Source organism: Spirochaeta isovalerica (assembly GCF_014207565.1).
In the GTDB taxonomy this organism is placed as follows: Bacteria; Spirochaetota; Spirochaetia; order DSM-2461; family DSM-2461; genus Spirochaeta_F; species Spirochaeta_F isovalerica.
In genome coordinates, this window is sequence record NZ_JACHGJ010000005.1 from 97,639 (window position 1) to 116,836 (window position 19,198).

18 protein-coding genes and 5 tRNA genes are annotated in these 19,198 nt (G+C 47.3%); 18 read left to right on the forward strand and 5 right to left on the reverse strand.

Going from position 1 to position 19,198, the window contains the following annotated elements; translation table 11 throughout:
- Positions 1-25: 25 nt before the first annotated feature.
- The gene (locus HNR50_RS13395) at positions 26-1,255 is read right to left on the reverse strand and encodes a GAF and HD-GYP domain-containing protein (RefSeq protein ID WP_184747281.1); all 1,230 of its coding nucleotides are present in this window, start codon (positions 1,253-1,255) and stop codon (positions 26-28) included.
- Between the two features lie 48 nt (positions 1,256-1,303).
- The gene (locus tag HNR50_RS13400) at positions 1,304-1,588 is read right to left on the reverse strand and encodes a Dabb family protein (RefSeq protein ID WP_184747282.1); all 285 of its coding nucleotides are present in this window, start codon (positions 1,586-1,588) and stop codon (positions 1,304-1,306) included.
- Between the two features lie 177 nt (positions 1,589-1,765).
- Here HNR50_RS13400 and rpsD point away from each other — a divergent pair, with 177 nt between their 5' ends.
- The 9 genes from rpsD (at position 1,766) to rlmN (ending at position 11,912) form a co-directional block, all read left to right on the forward strand.
- Entirely contained in the window at positions 1,766-2,383 is a 618-nt protein-coding gene (rpsD, locus tag HNR50_RS13405) for a 30S ribosomal protein S4 (RefSeq protein ID WP_184747283.1), read from the forward strand.
- 143 nt (positions 2,384-2,526) lie between these two features.
- Positions 2,527-2,955, forward strand: coding sequence for a LexA family protein (locus tag HNR50_RS13410; protein ID WP_184747284.1), 429 nt, complete (start codon positions 2,527-2,529; stop codon positions 2,953-2,955).
- Complete coding sequence (locus HNR50_RS13415) at positions 2,952-4,199, forward strand: Y-family DNA polymerase (RefSeq protein ID WP_184747285.1); 1,248 nt, start codon at positions 2,952-2,954, stop codon at positions 4,197-4,199. Before HNR50_RS13410 ends, HNR50_RS13415 begins: the two co-directional genes overlap by 4 nt.
- A gap of 41 nt (positions 4,200-4,240) precedes the next feature.
- Entirely contained in the window at positions 4,241-5,629 is a 1,389-nt protein-coding gene (locus HNR50_RS13420; protein WP_184747286.1) for a sigma-54-dependent transcriptional regulator, read from the forward strand.
- Between the two features lie 245 nt (positions 5,630-5,874).
- Positions 5,875-6,333: a hypothetical protein gene (locus HNR50_RS13425; RefSeq protein WP_184747287.1), complete on the forward strand. Its 459-nt coding sequence runs from the start codon at positions 5,875-5,877 to the stop codon at positions 6,331-6,333.
- A gap of 36 nt (positions 6,334-6,369) precedes the next feature.
- Positions 6,370-7,095: a fimbria/pilus periplasmic chaperone gene (locus HNR50_RS13430; protein WP_184747288.1), complete on the forward strand. Its 726-nt coding sequence runs from the start codon at positions 6,370-6,372 to the stop codon at positions 7,093-7,095.
- Positions 7,067-9,937, forward strand: coding sequence for a fimbria/pilus outer membrane usher protein (locus HNR50_RS13435; RefSeq protein ID WP_184747289.1), 2,871 nt, complete (start codon positions 7,067-7,069; stop codon positions 9,935-9,937). The genes HNR50_RS13430 and HNR50_RS13435 overlap by 29 nt, the downstream gene beginning before the upstream one ends.
- Before the next feature lie 2 nt (positions 9,938-9,939).
- On the forward strand, positions 9,940-10,875 hold the full coding sequence (locus tag HNR50_RS13440; RefSeq protein WP_184747290.1) for a spore coat protein U domain-containing protein: 936 nt from the start codon (positions 9,940-9,942) through the stop codon (positions 10,873-10,875).
- Positions 10,876-10,883: 8 nt separating this feature from the next.
- Complete coding sequence (gene rlmN, locus HNR50_RS13445; protein WP_184747291.1) at positions 10,884-11,912, forward strand: dual-specificity RNA methyltransferase RlmN; 1,029 nt, start codon at positions 10,884-10,886, stop codon at positions 11,910-11,912.
- Here rlmN and folE read toward each other — a convergent pair.
- A complete protein-coding gene (gene folE, locus HNR50_RS13450) occupies positions 11,909-12,484 on the reverse strand; it encodes a GTP cyclohydrolase I FolE (protein ID WP_184747292.1) in 576 nt (191 codons plus the stop codon). The genes rlmN and folE overlap by 4 nt on opposite strands.
- Before the next feature lie 48 nt (positions 12,485-12,532).
- Positions 12,533-13,285, reverse strand: a complete 753-nt coding sequence (locus HNR50_RS13455; protein WP_184747293.1) for an SDR family oxidoreductase — start codon at positions 13,283-13,285, stop codon at positions 12,533-12,535.
- 66 nt (positions 13,286-13,351) lie between these two features.
- On the opposite strand from HNR50_RS13455, the gene HNR50_RS13460 reads away from it, so the two are divergent.
- A complete protein-coding gene (locus HNR50_RS13460; protein ID WP_184747294.1) occupies positions 13,352-13,924 on the forward strand; it encodes a 5-formyltetrahydrofolate cyclo-ligase in 573 nt (190 codons plus the stop codon).
- Here the strand turns inward: HNR50_RS13460 and HNR50_RS13465 are convergent.
- Positions 13,921-14,289 carry a hypothetical protein gene (locus HNR50_RS13465; RefSeq protein WP_184747295.1) on the reverse strand — a complete coding sequence of 123 codons (369 nt, stop codon included), beginning with the start codon at positions 14,287-14,289 and terminating at the stop codon, positions 13,921-13,923. The two genes, HNR50_RS13460 and HNR50_RS13465, sit on opposite strands and share 4 nt — an antisense overlap.
- Before the next feature lie 64 nt (positions 14,290-14,353).
- Between HNR50_RS13465 and HNR50_RS13470 the strand changes: the two genes are divergently transcribed.
- From HNR50_RS13470 to tig, 8 genes are all read left to right on the forward strand, one after another.
- On the forward strand, positions 14,354-14,935 hold the full coding sequence (locus HNR50_RS13470) for a DUF6657 family protein (RefSeq protein ID WP_184747296.1): 582 nt from the start codon (positions 14,354-14,356) through the stop codon (positions 14,933-14,935).
- Positions 14,936-14,948: 13 nt separating this feature from the next.
- The gene (locus HNR50_RS13475) at positions 14,949-17,144 is read left to right on the forward strand and encodes an AAA family ATPase (protein ID WP_184747297.1); all 2,196 of its coding nucleotides are present in this window, start codon (positions 14,949-14,951) and stop codon (positions 17,142-17,144) included.
- A gap of 146 nt (positions 17,145-17,290) precedes the next feature.
- Positions 17,291-17,363 (forward strand) — tRNA-His (locus HNR50_RS13480).
- 11 nt (positions 17,364-17,374) lie between these two features.
- Positions 17,375-17,448, forward strand: a tRNA-Arg gene (locus tag HNR50_RS13485).
- 25 nt (positions 17,449-17,473) lie between these two features.
- A tRNA-Lys gene (locus HNR50_RS13490) sits at positions 17,474-17,546 on the forward strand.
- A 49-nt stretch (positions 17,547-17,595) separates the two neighbouring features.
- A tRNA-Leu gene (locus tag HNR50_RS13495) sits at positions 17,596-17,676 on the forward strand.
- Between the two features lie 14 nt (positions 17,677-17,690).
- A tRNA-Gly gene (locus HNR50_RS13500) sits at positions 17,691-17,762 on the forward strand.
- Between the two features lie 80 nt (positions 17,763-17,842).
- Positions 17,843-19,189: a trigger factor gene (gene tig, locus HNR50_RS13505; RefSeq protein WP_184747298.1), complete on the forward strand. Its 1,347-nt coding sequence runs from the start codon at positions 17,843-17,845 to the stop codon at positions 19,187-19,189.
- Positions 19,190-19,198 lie beyond the last annotated feature (9 nt).

Genomic DNA, 19,198 nt, shown 5'->3' on the forward strand with positions numbered 1-19,198 from the left:
ATATAATGATTATTTTAGAATCCATTCAATCCACATCGGGATACTGCTTCTTGACCTGCAGGATGTGAGGCAGAATATCAAAGAAAATATCGATAAGCTCGGGATCGAATTTTTTTCCGCGTGTCTTCCTCAGTTCCTCATAGACCCTTTCTTCATCCCAGGCTTCTTTGTAGACACGGCGACAAGAAAGAGCATCGTAGACATCGGCAAGGGAAACGATTCTGGCCATGATGGGGATTTCCTCCCCTTCCAATCCTCTCTTGCCGCCGGCGTTTACTTCCGAATCCAGAGGTCGGCCGGTTTCGAGGTCGATGTGTCCGGGATAACCGCTGCCGTCCCAGTTTTCATGATGATACAGCGATATTTCCATGGACATCTGATCGAACTCCGACTGTTTGCCGAAAAAGAGCTGAGCCCCGATATAGGCATGGGACTGCATAATGAGGAATTCCTCTTCGGTGAAGCGTCCCGGCTTTTTCAGGATAAGGTCGGAGATCCCCACTTTCCCCACATCGTGAAGCATGGCCGCCATGCGGAGAATATCCTTGTTCTTTTCAATTTCGCCCTGATCGATCTTCTTCCGACGGGCCCATTCTTCATAGAGCTCCACGGCATAACCGGCGACTCTTTTTACATGAGGACCCGTTTCCTTCGGGTCCCGCATCTCGGCCATCTGTATCATCCGGAGCAGAAGCTGCCGGGTCATCTGGGCGCGCTGGATGGCAACGGTGGCCACACTGGCGAAATGCATCAAAAAGGATTCGTCGGTTTTTTTGAAACGGACGATGTTTCCCTCATCATCTTTAGCATTGATCAGCTGGAGAACACCCAGAACCTCGCCCTGGTTGGAAACGAGGGGAATGGTCAGAGAGGAAACGCACTTGTAATTGGATTTCTCATCGTACCAGGTGCTGTAGCTGTAGGGTTTGGATTTGGGGATGTTGTACATATCAGGAATATTGAGCGGTATCTGGTTCGCCGCGACATATCCTGAAATGGACTCTTCATTTATGTCTACGGTGAAATAGGAGTAAATCAGTTTCTGTCCGGGATCCAGCTCCTTCCGCTTCGTATCGTTATGGGAGTACTTGAAACTGAGTTTCCCTTTCTCTTTGATATAGAGAGTCCCCGCATCAGCATTAGCGGATCGCCGTGCTTCGTAGAGAACCCGGTCCAGAAGCAAATCGAGGTCCTGCACTCTATTGAGATCGGAATCAATTTCAAGAATTCGTTTAATTTTGTTTTTTACTGCCATAATCTGAATGCAATCTCCTGACCGCTTTGGTTAACCCCTGTTAGATAATTATGAGCCGGAAAAATCAACTACCGCCCTTTCAGCCGCAACGGAACCGATAAATTTCTTCACTTCCATATGGTCAGGGTGAACCTGATAGGAATCAAGGGCATCTTTCGATTCATGTGTTGAAATAAGAACCACATCCCATGCTGCATCGCTTCTATTAGTATCGGCCCCTGCCTCTATACTGATTAGTCCGGGAATTTTCCCTTCCAGATTTTTCAGTCTCCTGACGACCTCATCTCCCTCTGAGATATTTTTCAACTTCCACATAACAACATGACTGATCATAAACAGGTTATCCTCACTATCATTTATAATATACCTTCAGCTCAATATTCCAATAAATAATCGAATAAAGGCGCGAAGACCCGCGCTGCCGGAATTGACACGCCCATCTGTTCGGTTATATCATGGGAACCCGGTTCGTATGAACCAGAGAAATATTTTAAAGGGTAAGGTGTAGTAATGGCAAGAAATACCAAAGCGAAAGGTAAAATTGTCCGCCGTCTCGGTGTCAATATTTATGGTAACCATAAATACGATAAATTACTGAAAAAGAAACCTCACGGTCCCGGTGTAGAAAAAGGGAAGAGAATCAGAAAGAAAGAGAGCGACTACGGTAAGCAGCTCGTTGAAAAGCAGAAAATCAGATTTGCTTACGGCGTAAGCGAAAAGCAGTTCTACAACGTCTTTCTTCACGCGAAAAGACTGAAAGGTCTTACGGGTGACAACATGATGATCCTCCTCGAAAGAAGACTGGACAACGTTGTTTACAGACTCGGTATGGCACAGAGCCGCGCTCAGGCCAGACAGTTCGTAAACCACGGACATATCAGACTGAACGGCAAGAGATCCGACATTCCTTCGATGATTGTCAAAGAGGGCGACGAGATCCTTGTTAAAGATAACGATGCAACCAAAAAAGTCCTGAGAGAGTGCGTTTCCAAAAACGACAGAACTGTTCCTTCATGGCTCAGCTTCTCCGAAGACGCCCTCAAAGGCAAAGTCGAAAGACTTCCCTTCAGAGTTGATATCGACTCCGTTGCCAATGAGCAGATGGTCGTCGAGTTCTACTCCAAATAAAGCATCATAATGACCGACACATTGTGTCGTTTGTTCGATGCGATTTTAATGCATCTCATAAAAGAGAGTCCTCCGGGGCTCTTTTTTTTTCTTTCTCTTCCCGGATAATTGACTGCCTGTCTAAACAGAATTATACTTAACATATGATTAGTTTTATTTTTTCCCCGGTACAGATTGCCCCGGTCGTGGAAGTCCCTCTTTTCTGCGATCTGATCAAGGCGGGATTCCCCTCGCCTGCCGACGATTACTCGGACAGCTCTCTCGATTTCAACGAGTACCTTATAAAAAACCGCGCGTCCACCTTCATCGTCCGCGTCCAGGGCGATTCCATGATCGGAGCGGGAATCGACACGGGGGACCTTCTCGTCGTGGACCGTTCCATCAGGCCGGAAACGGGGCGGATCGTCATAGCCGTCGTCGACGGCGAATTTACCGTCAAAAGGCTCCACCGGGAGCTGGGCCGATGGTGCCTCCTCCCGGAAAACCCCGACTACCCCGTCATTGAAATCGGCGACGAAACTGATTTTCAGGTGTGGGGGGTTGTCACCCACGCCATCCACAGCTTTCTATGAAATACGCGCTGGTGGACTGCAATACCTTCTACGCCTCCTGCGAAAAGGTTTTCCGTCCCGACCTGAAGAATAAGCCGGTCATTGTCCTCTCCAATAACGACGGGTGCGTTGTCGCCATGAGCCGCGAAGCCAAAGCTCTGGGGATCCCCCGGGGGATTCCTCTTTTCAAAGTGGAATCCCATATAAAGAAATATGATATTGCTGTCTTTTCTTCCAATTACACACTCTATCACGACTTGTCGTCCCGTGTTATGAATATCCTGCGGAATTTCGCCTCGGAACTGGAGATATACTCCATCGACGAAGCTTTTCTCATTCTGGGAGGAGAAAGCCAGGATGATATCGCCCGGCTCATCCGGGGAACGGTTATGACCTGGACGGGAATTCCCGTCTCCGTGGGCATAGGACCGACGAAAACTCTGGCCAAGGCGGCCAACAAGGTGGCAAAGAAGAGGCCGGAAGGCTATTTTGACTTCAGCAGCAGCGACAGCCGGCTTTTCCTCAAAGAGCTGGAAGTGGGTGATATCTGGGGAATCGGCCGCCAGTACCAGGCCTTTCTCAACAGGAACGGAATCTTTACGGCACTCCAGCTGACGCAGCAGAGCGACTCATGGGTAAAGAAGAACCTCACCATGGTGGGACTGAGAACAAAATGGGAGCTGGAGGGGAAACCGTCCATAGACATGGAGCAGGCCCCTCCCCCGAAAAAGGGCATCCTCTCCTCCAAAAGCTTCAGCTACCCCGTTACGGACCTTCTGGATCTGATGGAGGCGGCGGCCGATTACGGGACAACGGCAACGGAAAAACTGAGGAAGCAGAAATCGGTCTGCCGCTATGTGAACATATCCGTATCGACCAATTACTTCCGTCAGGGAGACCGGCAGTACTCCAATGCGGCCACCATTGAACTGGCGGTACCAAGCGCCTACCCCCCCGATATCATCAGCGCGGCGAGGCGCGGATTGGAACAGATCTACCGCAAAGGGTTCAAATACAAGAAAATAACCGTCTACCTCACGGGAATAGAGGATGAGAACAGAGGCCAGCTGGATCTGTTCCTGAAGGAGGATCCGAGAAAATACCGTGTCATGGAATCGGTGGACCGGATCAACCGGAAATACGGACGGAATACGGTTAACTGCATGAACATCCGGGAGACGAGCCACTGGCAGATGAAAAGGGAGCAGCTCTCACCGCGCTACACGACGAACTGGAATGAATTGCCTCTTATCTCCGCAGGATAAAGTCATTGTACAAGAATGGTTATTCTAACTATAATAAACATATGTCACAAATGTCCGTGCTAATAGTCGAAGATGATAATCTCCAGAGAAAATACATTGAATCTCTCTTCGGAGAGATTAAGCAGCCCGTTTTTGAGTTATTCTCAGCCGATAGCGTGGAGCCGGCTCTTGAAATCGTCAGGGGAAGAAACATCGACCTCATTCTGACTGATTATATGATGCCCGGCGGTTCCGGTATGGACCTTTTGAAGTCGGTAAAAGAGATCAACCCCCATATAGATGTGGCTATGCTCACAGCCCAGACTGATATCCAGGTAGCTGTTGATCTCATGAAGGAGGGCGCCCGGGATTATCTGACAAAACCGGTTACCGCTCCCATGCTTCAGAAGCTGCTTCTCTCTGTAGAAGAAAAAAGCCTTCTTGTCAGAGAAAACAGAATGCTAAGGGAACAGCTGGAGGAAAAACACGGATTCCAATCCATCATTTCCCAGAGCGGCACCATGGAAAACATACTGAATACGGCCTGGAGGATCTCCGCCAGCGACGCATCGGTTCTCATAACCGGTGAAAGCGGAACCGGAAAGGAAATGCTGGCCAATGCCATTCACTACGCCAGCTCGCGCAAGGATAAAATCATGCGGGTGGTCAACATTGCCGCTCTGTCGGAAACGCTTATCGACAGCGAGCTCTTCGGTCATGTGAAGGGAGCTTTTACCGGAGCGGTAAGTGAAAAAAGCGGTGTTTTTGAAATAGCCGACGGAGGAACCCTTTTTATCGATGAAGTGGGCGACATCCCCATGACAGTCCAGGTCAAACTCCTCCGCACCATTCAATTCGGGCAGATCCAGAAGGTCGGCTCGGAAAAACTTGAAACCTGTGATATACGGATAATCGCCGCGACGAACAAAGATCTGAAGAAAATGATTGAAGAGGGAACATTCCGGCAGGACCTCTATTACAGACTGAATGTCGTGCATATCGATATTCCGCCCTTACGGCTGAGAAAAGCGGATATCAGTCCGCTGATCAATCACTTTGTGGAAAAGTTCAGCCACAAAAATCACAAAGAAATAACCGGCGTGTCCCATGACGCCATGGATGCCCTGATGAAGTACGACTATCCCGGCAATATACGGGAACTTGAAAATATCATCGAGAGAGCCGTTATCTTCAGCCGCTCCAATACGATTAAAATGATCGATCTGCCTCCGCTCATTGATATGGCCCGCGATGAGAAAAACAGCCGGGTCCTCATCAACAAAAACTTTGATGAACTGATGAACAGCTATGAAACGGATCTCATTGTCCAGGCGATGAAAGAATCGGAAGGAAACAAAAGCGAAGCGGCGAGAAAGCTCGGCATCAGCGAAAGAAGAATACGTTCCAGGATTCAGATTCTGCAAATAGATACGACCGAATGGGATAATTGAGATCCTTCTCGTCATAAATGTCGAATAAAAACGATAAAGACGACGAGAATAGATATACTATGTGAAAATTCACCCGAAAACCGGAAAGCATTTTCCTTCAATATCCGGCGATAAAGGCCCCCCAGATCCTTTCCCTATCCTTTTTTTACCATTTTATACATTTTTTTGTTTTTTTTGGCACACTTAATGCATATAGATTACCGTAAACAAAATTAAACAACCTAAAGAGGTATAAAATGAGAAATATGAAATTTATTTTGACGCTGGCTGTTGCAGCCTTCATTTCCCTTCCCGCTATGGCAGACACGACAGGAACACTGACCCTTACCGGAACGGTAGATAGCAATATGGCAATTGTCGTAACACCGGTAGATGGTGTGTATAACGATCTGGACCTTCTAAATGATGCTTCGAATCTGAAAGTCGCAACTGTAACGGAAATCAGTAACTCAGCTTACACAGTCACCGTCTCTTCGGACAATTCGTCAGAGCTGGCCGGACCAAGTGATTCTCTGGCTTACACGCTTACCTACGACGGTGCATCCATAGATCTGACTTCCGGATCAGCGGTTATCACCAATACAACCACCGTCACAGATGCTGACGGCCTGGACAAGGATCTCAACATATCCTATACGGGAAATCCCGCTCTCCCTTCCGGAACTTACACGGATACACTGACATTTACAATTGCAGCACCTTAATTCACCTGCTATTCTATAAACAGGACTAGAGGAAGTATGAAAAGAAAAACAGTCATATACACAATTCTGCTCTTAATGATAAGCGTTCCGCTGTTTTCTTTTCAACTGACTCCCATTTCTACAGACATGTCTACAACTGGATCGGGATCAGTAAAAAACTTCACGGTTATCAACAGCAATGAAGATATCATTGCTGTTCAAATGAGCATATATTCGCGCTCGACAACCCTTGAGGGAGATGAGATAAACGAACCGGCAGACGATCTGTTTATCATCTATCCTTCCCAGATTATCCTGAAACCCGGAGAGAACCAGATTGTAAAGGTTCAATGGAAAGGAATGGCGGATATCACATCGGAGTTGCCTTTCAGGATTATTGCCGAGCAGCTTCCGGTAAACTTCTCAACAGAAGACAATGAGTCCGGCGGACTGAAAATAATGTTCCGCTATATTGGCTCGGTTTATGTAAAATCAAAATCGATGAAGCCTGATGTCATTGTGGAATCTCTTACTGCCGTCGATGACGGAAAACTCCGCCTGGTTCTCAGCAATAAAGGGCAAGCCCATGGGATTCTTAGTAATTTAAGTCTTCAAATCACCGATAATATGGGAAGCGATCCTCTGATCCTATCCGGGCCTGATCTCGAGGGGATCGAAGGGGAAAACATCCTGGCCGGTGAAAAAAGACAATTCTTCATCTCCCGGCCTCCAGAAGTAACTGACGGAGAGCTGAATGCTGTCATTTTCTATCAAGATCACTAATTTATTTAATGGTTTTCTATTACTGACACTTCTCATACTCTTCTTTCCCTATTCTCTTTCCGCCCAGTCAAGAATTCTTCTGGTAAATCAAGCTGAAACGGAAGACATCCCTGCCCTATCGGAACTCCTTTATAATATGAACACAGCTTTTAAAGAAAAAATGGAAGCAGAGGTTGTCTTTTACAATGAAGATGAGGTTTACATACCGATCCAGGAAACTCCTGTACTGCTGGAAAAATCCAGAAAGGATAATATTAGCTATCTCATAATAAACACTTTCGAACTGGATGAAGATAATATCACAATTAATTCAACCGCCCTTGAAAGCGAAAAGGGAAATACAATTTTCAGCCTCAGCTCATCGGGATCCATCAGTCTGGGGATCGAGAGGAAACTGGATTTCATAATCAATAAAATCAATCAGAATTTCATAGAAGAGATCGAAAGCAGCACTGCTGGCAAAGTCTCAAAAGAGATAGACAAGGAAGATTTATTTGCCCTGGTTTTCGGAGATCCGTCCGGCACAGAGGATCAGAAAATTCAGATCCCGATTTTAATAAACGGTGATTATAAAGGCGAGATTTCTCTATATCCCGAAGAATCAGCTGATATAAAAATACTTTATCAGCAGCTTCTGGACTATCTATCACCCTTATTGACCGATGATATTTTAGCCGGTTTTCCCCTGCCCGAAGATCCACAAGAGTACAGAGTCAGTACAATTCTTGAAGAATCGGGTATAAAGAGTTCATATAACAGCAGTGAATTGTATCTATCCATATCGATTCCAGCAGACATGTTAAAAGAACAGAATCTCGGAGTCAGAAACTATCAATCCCCGGACAGGGAAAACCTGATAGAGCAATCCGATTTCAGTTTCTACCTCAACTTATACCACAATCAGCAATGGATCTGGGAATCAATCGGAGCTGATAACACTCACAGCCTGCCCGGTTCAATACAATTTAATACGGCCATTAACTTCCGCAATTGGATTTTTACAGGGGATTATACTCTGAACTACCCCTACCAGGAGGAATACCCCTCTCTCAGCATCATCCACGATTTCACAGGAATTTCATCCAGACTCATTCTCGGCGATTTCAGTGTGGACAACAGAGGAGCTCAGAAATTCGGCCGATATCAGGGTATCAGTTTTGCGAGGAAACCGGAGATAACATCAGCGGATGGTGCAGAGAACCCCCTTTTTCAGTTTACACTTGAATCACCCTCTTTTGTCCGCATTTTTCTTAACGGGTATCCCGTAAAGAGCAGACAACTCCCTCCGGGCAGGTTCAACCTAACCGATCTCCCTCTGAGATCGGGCATAAATGAAATCCGTCTTTCCATCGAAGACAGTTTCGGGTCAGTCCAGGAGCAGGAATTCCTCATACCCTACGCTTCTGATGGTTTAAGCCACAGAGATATTGATTACTCCGCTTCTATTGGAATTTCTCCATACTCACTGGAACTGCCTCTTATTACGGGTAATTTTCTCTATGGCTTTTCATTTATGACAGCAGGGATAAATATTCAAAGCGATTTCAGTGACGAAATGGCCGGGCTCTCATTCCTGTTCCCGACCAGAGCGGGAACCTTTGAACTGGAAGCCAATCAGAGCTGGTCGTCGCTGCGGAACTCTTTGGGATTTTCCGCGGCCCTCTCTTATTTTTTCCATTCAGCCAATAATCCCAGGATCCCGACTTTCAGTTTATTCAGCCGTTACAACAGCCCGGCCTTCTTTCCCGTAGGCTCTACAGAGGAATCTCCTCCGGATTTATTAGAAATCAAGGGTACTTTATCCTACAATCTGGCAGACTTCATATATATTCAGCCTGGAGCATCCTTCTCATTCGGAAGAGAGGAGAACGGAAACAGCGGCATGGTATCTCTCGGGTTAAGGAAAAAATTCTCAAGGAACTTATCAGCCAGTATGGATTTCAAAGAGAAATTTCTCCCTGACGGAAGTAGTGATTTCACTGTCTCGCTTCTCATCCATATCAATGATTACAATGACAATCAATCCTTAACTGTGAAAAGCAGCAACTCTCAACAGGGAGCGGATATAAGCTGGAAAAAAAGATTTCAAGGCGCGAACAGCAGTTCTCTGTCAGCAGGGATATCGGGTCTCCCTTTTTCCGGAGATACAGAAAGCACATTGTCATTGAGGGGAAGCACATCCTTCAACAGATTTTACGGATCATTATCCTCAACCCTTCGCTCGGACGGAGGGAATTATACCTCCTACTTCCAGTCAAGATTCGAGACGGCTCTGGTTTTCGCCGACCGCCATATTGCCTTATCCAGACCGATAACAGACAGCTTTGCCATTGTTATTCCTGTTTTCAACCTGGAAAACCTCAATGTGGGAATCAATCCCCGTTCCGACAGCTATGAATTCCGCTCTGATTTTCTTGGAAATCCCGTAGTGAACAATCTCAGATCTTACAATTCTAAAAAAATCGCCGTGAATTTAGCTGAACCTCAGATAGATATCGATACGGAACTGGGCACATCAACCTTTACACTTTTCCCCCGCTACAAAAGCGGTACGGTTATATATACAGGCACAAGAAATAATGTTTATATCACGGGGCGGCTGGTTGACGGGCAGGGTTCGGCACTCTCTTTTGAAACGGGAACTCTGACTGATCAGGAAGGAGAAGAGTTCTTGTTTTTCACTGACAGAGAAGGAGTCTTTTTCATCTATGGGCTTCAGAGAGGAGAGTGCACATTAAACATTAACAATTCCTCTTATATTCTGAATATTCAGATTCCCGAGGAAACCGAAAAAAAACTGGACCTCGGAGATTTAAAAGTACTCCGGGAAGACAGGTCATAGATATGAAGAAAATTAAAAGAATTGTATTTATCATAGCTTTATTCAATATAGCGCTCCCAATTCAAGCTCAGAGCTGGAATTTACAAGTTCAGACAGAAATTCGAAACTCCATATCGGACTATAGCGGTAATGAGGAAATTGCCATTCTCTGCGAATTCGATGTCGCATACAGTGCCGGCAGCGAGGCGATATCATACTTCTTTTCTTTCGGCTGGGGTAATGGCGGAAGCATTTCGGAAAGAGCCTTTACTTCTCAACAGACAGGCAGCGAAGTTGCCTACAACCTCTATGACGAGACGCGCAGTATCATTCTGGACGATTCAAATGTCATCGCCGGCTCTTTTGAAAGCAGCTCAGATCCGCAGACGAATCATCATAAATTCTGGCTAGTAATCCCTATACAGAATCAATTCCCCGAATCCGGACAATACAGCGATTCAGTACGGGTGGAAGGCTATACGGGAACGGTTTCGGGTTCTTCTTCCCGAAACTGGAAGGATTTCTCGGTAGTTTCAGAAATCCAGGTAACTCTTGCCAGCGCCATGGTCTGTGAAGTATCCATTGTCGATACCGGGGCCCCTTTCGCATCGACCAGCACCGACAAAACCTTTGACTTCGGAAATCTGACGACAGGAGAAACTCAAACTGGAGATATTGTCGTTTCATCAACTGATCCTTATGAACTGAGCATAAGATCGGAAAATGGCGGAGTCATGATCAGAACGGATGCCGTCGATCCGGACTCCGAAATTCCCTACTACTGCTATATCGACGAGAGTCTGATTTCCCTGAGTTCGACATTCCTGCAAATTGCTTCAGGTTCGGCTACGGATCCCGACGGAGACCGATACAATATAAAAATCGAGATCGGTGATTTCTGGGGTATCAATGCGGGCGAATTTGAAGATATTATCTATATTGAATTAACAAGCCAATAAAAGCAAAGATGAAAGAAATAACCAATTTATACGGAAAAACACTCCCTCAAATACAGGAGATCTGCGGAGAACTCAAACTCCCCGCCTTTACGGCGAAACAGATCTGCAGCTGGCTCTATGAAAAAAATGCCGGTTCCTTTGAAGAGATGACCAATATATCCAAAGCCAACCGGAGCCTCCTGGCGGAGACGTACTCCATAGATAAGGAAAAGCCCGAAAAGGTGAGCATCTCACAGGACGGAACGAAGAAATATCTCTTCGACCTTGGTCAGAACCGTTTTATCGAAGCGGCCATGATTCCCGACGGGGAACGCAAGACCCTCTGCCTATCTTCCCAGGCGGGCTGTAAAATGGGCTGCACCTTCTGTATGACGGCGAAGCAGGGATTTCAGAGCCAACTGACTCCTTCGGAAATACTAAGCCAGTTCACAGAAATTGAGGAAGCCGGCCAGATTACCAATATAGTCTATATGGGGATGGGCGAACCGATGGACAACATCGACAGCGTACTGACCTCCCTGGAAATTCTCACAGCCGATTACGGATTTGCCATGAGCCCCAAGCGGATCACCGTATCGACCATTGGCGTCATTCCCGCCATGAAGCGGTTCCTCGAAGAGAGCAAGTGCCACCTGGCCATAAGCATTCACAGCCCTTTTCCCGAAGAGCGTCAAAGGCTGATGCCTGTGGAAAAAAAATACCCTATTGAGGAGATCGTGGAAATTCTGAAACAGCACGATTTCGGTGGTCAGAGACGGGTCTCATTCGAATATATCATGTTTGCGGGAGTCAATGACGATGACCGGCACAGCGCCGCTCTGTCCAGGCTCCTGAAAGGACTCGACACACGGGTTAACCTCATCGGTTTTCACCCTATCCCGGATTCCGCTCTCAACGGATCATCCAGGCCGGTTATGGAAGCCTTCCAGGCCCATCTCCAGAAAAAGGGAATCACCACGACTATCAGAAGATCCCGCGGTCAGGACATCGATGCGGCCTGCGGCCTCCTCTCCACCAAAGAGCGATTAAATAATTAAATAGAAAAGTTGGAGCGGCTGTTAATAAGGCTCATGAACTCTTCCCTCGTCGCCAGGTCGTTGTGAAAACTACCCAGTACTGAAGAAGTAATCATCGAGGAATTGAGCTTTTCCACACCGCGCATCATCATGCACATATGCCGCGCTTCGATAACGACTCCGACGCCCTCGGCGCCGACGGCATCCATGACGGCCCGGGCGATCTGATTGGTCAGTCTCTCCTGGATCTGAAGGCGCCTCGCGTAAAAATCGACGATGCGGGCCAGTTTGCTAACGCCGAGAACCCGGCCTTCAGCGATATAACCGATATGGGCTACGCCGTAAAAGGGCAGCATATGGTGTTCGCAGAGGCTGAAAACCTCAATATCCCGGGAAATGATCATATTGTTGGCATCGGATTCGAAAATGGCATCATTAATCACCGTTTTCAGATCCATTCCATAACCGCTAGTCAGGAACGAATAGGCTTCTGCAACCCTCTGCGGAGTCTTGACCAGTCCTTCCCTGTCAGGATCTTCTCCGATCTCTATCAATAATTCTTTGATAAGATTGGCAACTCTTTCTTTATTCATGATATGTATTAAAATCCCTTATATAGTAAAAATGCAATAGAAAACTGCTTAAAGGCCGTAAAAACTGCCTTTCAAATGTCTTCCGCCATCTACAAAGATAATCTGCCCTGTGACGAAATCATTGCGGATCAGAAATTCCGCCGCATCACAAACCTGCTGCGCCGTACCGATTCTTTTCAGTGTGTTTGAGTTTTTCATCCTCTCAGTCCAGCTCTCCTCTTCCGAAGGATCGGCGCCGACGGGAGGAAGAATCACTCCGGGAGCCACAGCGTTGAACCGGAAATCGGGGGACAGCTCTTCGCTGAGCATTCTTGTCAGAGAAAAAAGAGATAGCTTGCTCAGGTGATAAGGCACGTGAAGATTATCGTAATCGGTAATACGGGAATCGAGCATATTGATTACAACTCCCGAATCGACCCGTTTCGCCATCTCCCGGGAGAGCATCAAAGGTACCAGAGCATTGATATCGAGGTTTCTGTGAAAGGTTTCTTCACTGGAATCGAGAAGCCTTTCAAGATGAAAAATCGAGGCGCTGTTGATTAGAATTTCCGGAAAAAAATCCATGGCGTCCAGATCTCCGAAAAGGTCCTCTGCAGCTCCTTTCCGGGATAGATCTTTTGCTACGGGAAAGGCTGTTCCGCCGTCATTGCAAATCATATCGCAGAGATCGTAAGCGTCGGTTTCCGACCGGTTATAGTGAACGGCCACTTCGGCTCCCGCTCCGGCCAGCATGAGAGTCAAAGCGTTTCCCAGTCTTTTAGCCCCGCCCGTAACAAGGGCTTTCTTTCCTTGAATATCCATATAATTCCAGATTAAACGTTACGCTTATCTCTTGTAAAGAGAAGCGGTGGATTTTACAATTTTACCATGAATAAAAAAGCAATCAGGAAAGAAATCAATACACTCATTGATAATATGGAAGATTCAATCCTGACGGATTTGAGCCGCAGGGTATCCGAACTTGTTATAGAACAGCCTGTATGGAAAGAAGCGAAACAAATCCTTCTGTTCCTCAGTTTCGGGAAAGAATTCAAAACGGACTTTCTGATCAGGCAGGCTTTAAAAGATCAAAAGGCTGTTGCCGTTCCCCGGATCTGCGGGAAAGAGATGACATTCCATTACATCAAAGGCCTGGATGATGCGCTGGAAACAAACAGATGGGGCATACGGGAGCCTCTGGCCGGTTCGCCCCTATGGAATCCGGAAAAGGGGAAAACCTTAATGCTGACGCCGGGAGTCGCTTTCGGACCGGAGGGTTCCCGGCTCGGCAGGGGTGGGGGATTTTATGACCGCTTCCTGTCGGAAAAGGGCGATGTTCTGAAAACGGTCGGTCTGTCCTTCGAATGGCAGTTCAGAGATGATATACCTATGGAAGAACAGGACCGACGTCTCGACGGGTTAAGTACGGAAAGTCGATTTCTGATTTTTAAAGCAGATTAATCAGTCTGAGCCAGTTCCTTGCTGATATTTTTTCCCGTTTCGTGGGAAAAGATTTTGTGCAGCGTGTTGCGGGGATCTATTTCCTCTCCGGAAAAATCAACCAGTTCGCTCATGGCTTTATCGAAAGCGGCAAGGCTCTCTTCCGAAAGCTTCAGTTCCACGCCTTTGATAATGACCAGGTCGAGTCCCCGTTTCACTTCCATCCAGGAGGCTTCTCTGGCATCGCTCATGGAAAGAGTTCCCTGAGCCATTACATCGAGAAGGATTCTCTCTTCAGTATCCCATGTGAAATTCTCCAGGAGATACTGTGCCCGTGTCTGGAATTTTTCCGCTTTGTGACGTTCGCTTCTTCTATTCTTTTTCATATATGTAAATCTTAACCCTAATCCTCTCCTTGATTCAATTTACCAATGATATTATTTTCATAATATGGCAAAAATCAAATCAGCATTGGAACTGGCCCTTGAAAAAACTGAAGGGCTATCGGTAGACAGAGAAAAACTCAAACAGAAAGAACTGAAAGAGTCGGGACAGAAACTGGCTTCATCCATTATCAACGGGACGGAAAAGGAAGGAAAAGAGAAACTCTCAAAATTTCCTGAAGGAGATATTCTTTTTATAAAGGAGGGTTTTGCCGAAATCCTGCTCTCGAACATCAGGTTGCCTCTCTATATCAACAGCGACAACAGGCTGAACCAGCTGGAAGAGGCTTTTGCCCTTATTTCCGACAGGGAAGATATCTACAAACTGGTATTCAGCCAGCTACAGCAGCTCTTCGGAAAATACGTGGAAGACATTCAGAATCTTTCCGAAGCGCTGAAACAGCAGTACATGCCGGTTCTGAGACAGAAACAGCAGCAAATCCGTCAGCAGACCGGACGGGATATCCCCATAGAACCGGAACAGGATCCCGAATTCATGGAATTGCTCAGTCAAAACCGCAGAGCCCTTGAAGAGCAGTACAATGAAGTGATTGCCCAGGCCAAAGCGGAACTGAAAAAAGTTATCTGATCCGGATATTTCTGTGGATCTTTTTGAAAACAGCACGAGAACAGACCGGGAACCTCTCGCTTCGCGCATGCGCCCCCGCACTCTCGATGAGTTTGCCGGACAGGAGCATATAGTCGGGAAAGGCCGTCTTTTAAGACGATCCATTCAGGCGGACCAGCTTTCCTCGCTTATTTTTTACGGGCCTCCGGGAACGGGGAAAACGACACTGGCCAAAGTCATCGCCGGCACGACGAAGAGCAGCTTCATCAGCCTAAACGCCGTTCTCTGCGGGGTCAAAGATATCCGCGAAGCCATTGAAGAAGCCAAAAACAACTTCGAGCTCTATGACCGCAAAACCATCCTTTTCGTCGATGAGGTGCACAGGTGGAACAAAGCCCAGCAGGACGCCCTTCTTCCATGGGTGGAAAACGGAACATTTATTCTCATCGGCGCCACAACGGAAAATCCTTATTTCGAAGTTAACAGCGCCCTGGTCAGCCGGAGCCGTATCTTTCAGCTCAAAGAACTGCACGATGAAGACTTGATGGCCGTCGCGGCGAACGCTCTGGAAAACAGGGCCAGGGGTTATGGAAAATGGAAAGTCACTTTCGAAGAAGGCGCCCTGGAGCATCTGGTTAAGATCGCCGCCGGCGATGCGAGGACTCTGCTCAACGCCCTGCAGCTGGCGGTGGAGACGACGCCGGAATCCTTCCCTCCCCCCGAAGGAGAAGAGATTCACATCAACCTGCAGACCGCCGAGGAAAGCATCCAGCAGAAAGTGGTTCTCTACGATAAAGAAGGGGACTACCATTTCGACACCATAAGCGCTTTTATTAAATCGATTCGCGGCTCCGACCCGGATGCGGCGCTCTACTGGATGGCTAAAATGCTCCGCGCCGGCGAAGACCCGAAGTTCATCTTGAGAAGAATGATCATATCAGCTTCGGAAGATATCGGACTGGCCGACCCCCATGCCATATCGGTTGTCACCTCAGCGGCCGCCGCCTACGACAGGATAGGCATGCCCGAAGGGGCCTTTCCCCTGACCGAAGCGGCCATTTATCTGGCCACAGCACCCAAATCCAACTCGGCCATGGCTTATTTCGATGCCCTCAGGTCAGTTGTGGAAGAGGAAAATCGCGAAGTTCCCAATCATTTAAGAGATCCCAGCCGGGACAAACACAGCTTCGGCCACGGTGAGGGATACAATTATCCCCATGCCTACAGGGACCACTGGGTTGCCCAGGCTTACCTGCCTGAAGAGCTTAAGGGACGATATTTCTATCAGCCATCATCCATGGGTTACGAAGCGACGATACAGCAGGAAGTTGTCCGTCGAAGGGAAGCCCAGATGGCTGTCATGCTGGAAAATACACGCGATGAAGTGCTCACCTACTCCCCGGGAGATAAAACCCGGGAAAAATGGGTTAAGCGAATCACATCGGGGCAGAGCCTCTACCTCCAGGAAATCCGGGACAGGGTTTTCGAACGTCTCAATATCCTCCGGCACGAACGGGTCCTCATTCCCGAAGAGAAAAGCGGTCTCTTTCTCTGGGAAGCCTTCAGGAAAGCACCGGAGGGACTGGTTTGCGGACTGATTCCCGACGAGAGGGACTTCTCTCTGACCGAACACTACTCCCGCACACTTCCGGAAAATGAGAGGCCTGTGATTTTCGCAGACAGCCTTGCGGCCTGGAACGGCGAAGAGCATGAAGAAACAAAGGGCTTTCTCTTCGACTGCCTTGCCGCCCGGGACCTCTTCGGAACCAGGAGAAATATTCCGGAACTGCTCGGCAGCGCGCATAAAGCTCTGGGTAAGAATGGGCGCCTGGTAATAGTGGAAACGCATCGGGCCGGAGGAACCAAACTGTCCTCCTTCCTTCCGTCGGAGTTCTCCCCGGATCTGAAGGAGAAACTGGCTGAAGTTGAGAGAGAACTCTACAGCGCCTCCGGTTATGACAGAAAAGAGGATTTTAAAGAAAATCTGAAATCTCTTTTCCCCGAGAGTTCGGTAGAAGAAATACAGATCGGAGAGAACCGCCTCATCCTTCCCGAACAGCTCGACCGCTGGCTGGACAGCAAAACGGACAATAGCTACGGTGCGGCCGTTCTTGAAAAGCTGGGTGACGATGCCTATTCGGCGATCAAGTCCGAACTGAAAAAACAGCTTTCGGGAAAAACCGTTTCCTGGAACCGATCGAGCCTTATTCTATACGGAAAAAAAGCCTGATCACAGCCTGAAGCCTCCTGCCCGGTTATGCGTTCTGACCTGAAAGTTTTTTTATAGAATTTTATACGGGACTTGTTGACAAAAATCAGCAAATATATAATTATTGCCTTCGTTCAGCGGAAACGACGGATTCCGCCGAAAACATGGTGAATGTAGTTCAGTTGGTAGAGCGCCAGATTGTGGTTCTGGTTGTCGCGGGTTCGAGTCCCGTCATTCACCCGAAGTAATATGCGTCCATAGCTCAGCTGGATAGAGCGCCGGACTTCGAATCCGTAGGTCGCAGGTTCGAATCCTGCTGGGCGTAAACTTACTTTGTATATTACGAATGCGGGCCGTTAGCTCAGCTGGTAGAGCAACAGACTCTTAATCTGTGGGTCAAAGGTTCGAACCCTTTACGGCTCATTCCTGCATCGAAGGGATTGACTGTAAAGTTAATTTGTTTGTATAATGCGCGAGCGTGGTGGAATTGGTAGACACGCTGGTCTTAGGAACCAGTGCCTCCGGTGTAAGGGTTCGAGTCCCTTCGCTCGCATGAAACACAATTTTGCGAAAGTAGCTCAGTGGTAGAGCTCCACCTTGCCAAGGTGGATGTCGCGGGTTCAAGTCCCGTCTTTCGCTTAACAAAAGGTTTGGGCGATCTGGATGTTATCTGGATCGTCTTTTTTTTACACCTTAACTCTCTGTAGAAGGAAAACGCCGTGATTGTTAAAAAAAGCGTTGAAAAACTGGAGAATTCCTCAGTAAAACTGTCCATTACCGTTAAAGGTGATGAGGCGAAAAAAGAATACAATGAGCTTCTTACAAAGTATGGTAAAGAGGCGCAGATAAAAGGGTTCAGAAAAGGTAAAGTTCCCGCATCTGTTCTCGAGAGAAAATTCGGAGAGGGTATCCGCGGGGAAGCCGCCGGAAACATCATGGATAAATCCCTCAGAGAAGCATTTGAAACCGTTGAGGAAAAACCCCTCGGATACACACACCCCGAAGTAGTCGGAGATCCCGAACTGAAAATCGGTGAAGATTTTTCTTTTGAAGTGAAATACGATGTGTTCCCCGAATTCGAACTGAAAGACTACAAAGGTCTTGAACTGAAAGAAACTCAGGTTTCCGTAACCAAAGCTGATGAAGAAGCCGAACTGAAAGCCATTCAGGAGCAGAACTCCGTTGTTATGGACAAGAAGGACGGTAAAGTTGCCGACGATTCAATCGTAACTGTAGATTACTGCGAACTCGATGACGAAAAGAACGAAGTAGAAGGCAAGAAACGCGAAGACTTCGTTTTCACAGTCGGAACGGGATACAACTATTACAAAATCGATGAAGAAATCAAAGGTATGAAAAAAGATGAAGAAAAAGTCATCGAAAAAGAATACCCCGAAGATTTCGAAGCGCAGGATCTGGCGGGACGCAAAGTCGCCGTTAAAGTTCTTGTTAAAGCTGTAAAAGAAAAGATCCTCCCCGAGCTGGACGACGAACTGGCTCAGGACGTGGATGAAAAATATGAAACCCTCGATGACCTGAAAAAAGCTCTGAAAAAGCAGTGCAAGGACAGAGCCAAAGAGAAAGTCGATGCCGAACTGAGAACCCAGGCTGTAGACAAGCTGGTTGAAGCAACGGAAATCGATGTTCCCAAATCCATGGTTGACGTGGAACTGGAACAGAGCTGGAGAAACTTTGTACAGCAGTCGAGAATGCAGGAGGAGCAGCTCCTCGGATTCCTCGAAATGCAGGGTCAGACAAAAGAGCAGCTTCTCGACACCTGGCGCGCCGATGCGGAAAAGAGCGTTAAAGGCCAGCTGATTATCGGAAAGATCCTCGAAGAGGAAAAAGTTGAGATCAGCGATGAGGAATTCGAAGAAGAACTGCAGAAACAGGCCGATATGTATAATATGCCCATAGAGGATCTGAAAAAATCATTTGGCGAAAACAACCTGACTGAGTATCTTAAAAGCGATATGAAAACCAGAAAGGTTTACGACATGCTCATCAAAGAGGCGAATATCGTCAAAGGTGAAAAAGTAAAATACGCCGATTACATCAAAGGCTAAATATTAAGG

Excerpts from the sequence above, each read along its gene's own strand:
- HNR50_RS13410 (WP_184747284.1), top strand. The coding sequence starts at position 2,527 with ATGATTAGTTTTATTTTTTCCCCGGTACAGATTGCCCCGGTCGTGGAA.
- HNR50_RS13440 (WP_184747290.1), top strand. The coding sequence starts at position 9,940 with ATGAAGAAAATTAAAAGAATTGTATTTATCATAGCTTTATTCAATATA.
- HNR50_RS13435 (WP_184747289.1), top strand. The coding sequence starts at position 7,067 with ATGCTGTCATTTTCTATCAAGATCACTAATTTATTTAATGGTTTTCTA.
- HNR50_RS13425 (WP_184747287.1), top strand. The coding sequence starts at position 5,875 with ATGAAATTTATTTTGACGCTGGCTGTTGCAGCCTTCATTTCCCTTCCC.
- HNR50_RS13465 (WP_184747295.1), bottom strand. The coding sequence starts at position 14,289 with ATGAAAAAGAATAGAAGAAGCGAACGTCACAAAGCGGAAAAATTCCAG.
- rpsD (WP_184747283.1), top strand. The coding sequence starts at position 1,766 with ATGGCAAGAAATACCAAAGCGAAAGGTAAAATTGTCCGCCGTCTCGGT.
- HNR50_RS13395 (WP_184747281.1), bottom strand. The coding sequence starts at position 1,255 with ATGGCAGTAAAAAACAAAATTAAACGAATTCTTGAAATTGATTCCGAT.
- HNR50_RS13455 (WP_184747293.1), bottom strand. The coding sequence starts at position 13,285 with ATGGATATTCAAGGAAAGAAAGCCCTTGTTACGGGCGGGGCTAAAAGA.
- rlmN (WP_184747291.1), top strand. The coding sequence starts at position 10,884 with ATGAAAGAAATAACCAATTTATACGGAAAAACACTCCCTCAAATACAG.
- HNR50_RS13430 (WP_184747288.1), top strand. The coding sequence starts at position 6,370 with ATGAAAAGAAAAACAGTCATATACACAATTCTGCTCTTAATGATAAGC.
- folE (WP_184747292.1), bottom strand. The coding sequence starts at position 12,484 with ATGAATAAAGAAAGAGTTGCCAATCTTATCAAAGAATTATTGATAGAG.
- HNR50_RS13415 (WP_184747285.1), top strand. The coding sequence starts at position 2,952 with ATGAAATACGCGCTGGTGGACTGCAATACCTTCTACGCCTCCTGCGAA.
- HNR50_RS13470 (WP_184747296.1), top strand. The coding sequence starts at position 14,354 with ATGGCAAAAATCAAATCAGCATTGGAACTGGCCCTTGAAAAAACTGAA.
- HNR50_RS13400 (WP_184747282.1), bottom strand. The coding sequence starts at position 1,588 with ATGATCAGTCATGTTGTTATGTGGAAGTTGAAAAATATCTCAGAGGGA.
- HNR50_RS13460 (WP_184747294.1), top strand. The coding sequence starts at position 13,352 with ATGAATAAAAAAGCAATCAGGAAAGAAATCAATACACTCATTGATAAT.
- HNR50_RS13420 (WP_184747286.1), top strand. The coding sequence starts at position 4,241 with ATGTCACAAATGTCCGTGCTAATAGTCGAAGATGATAATCTCCAGAGA.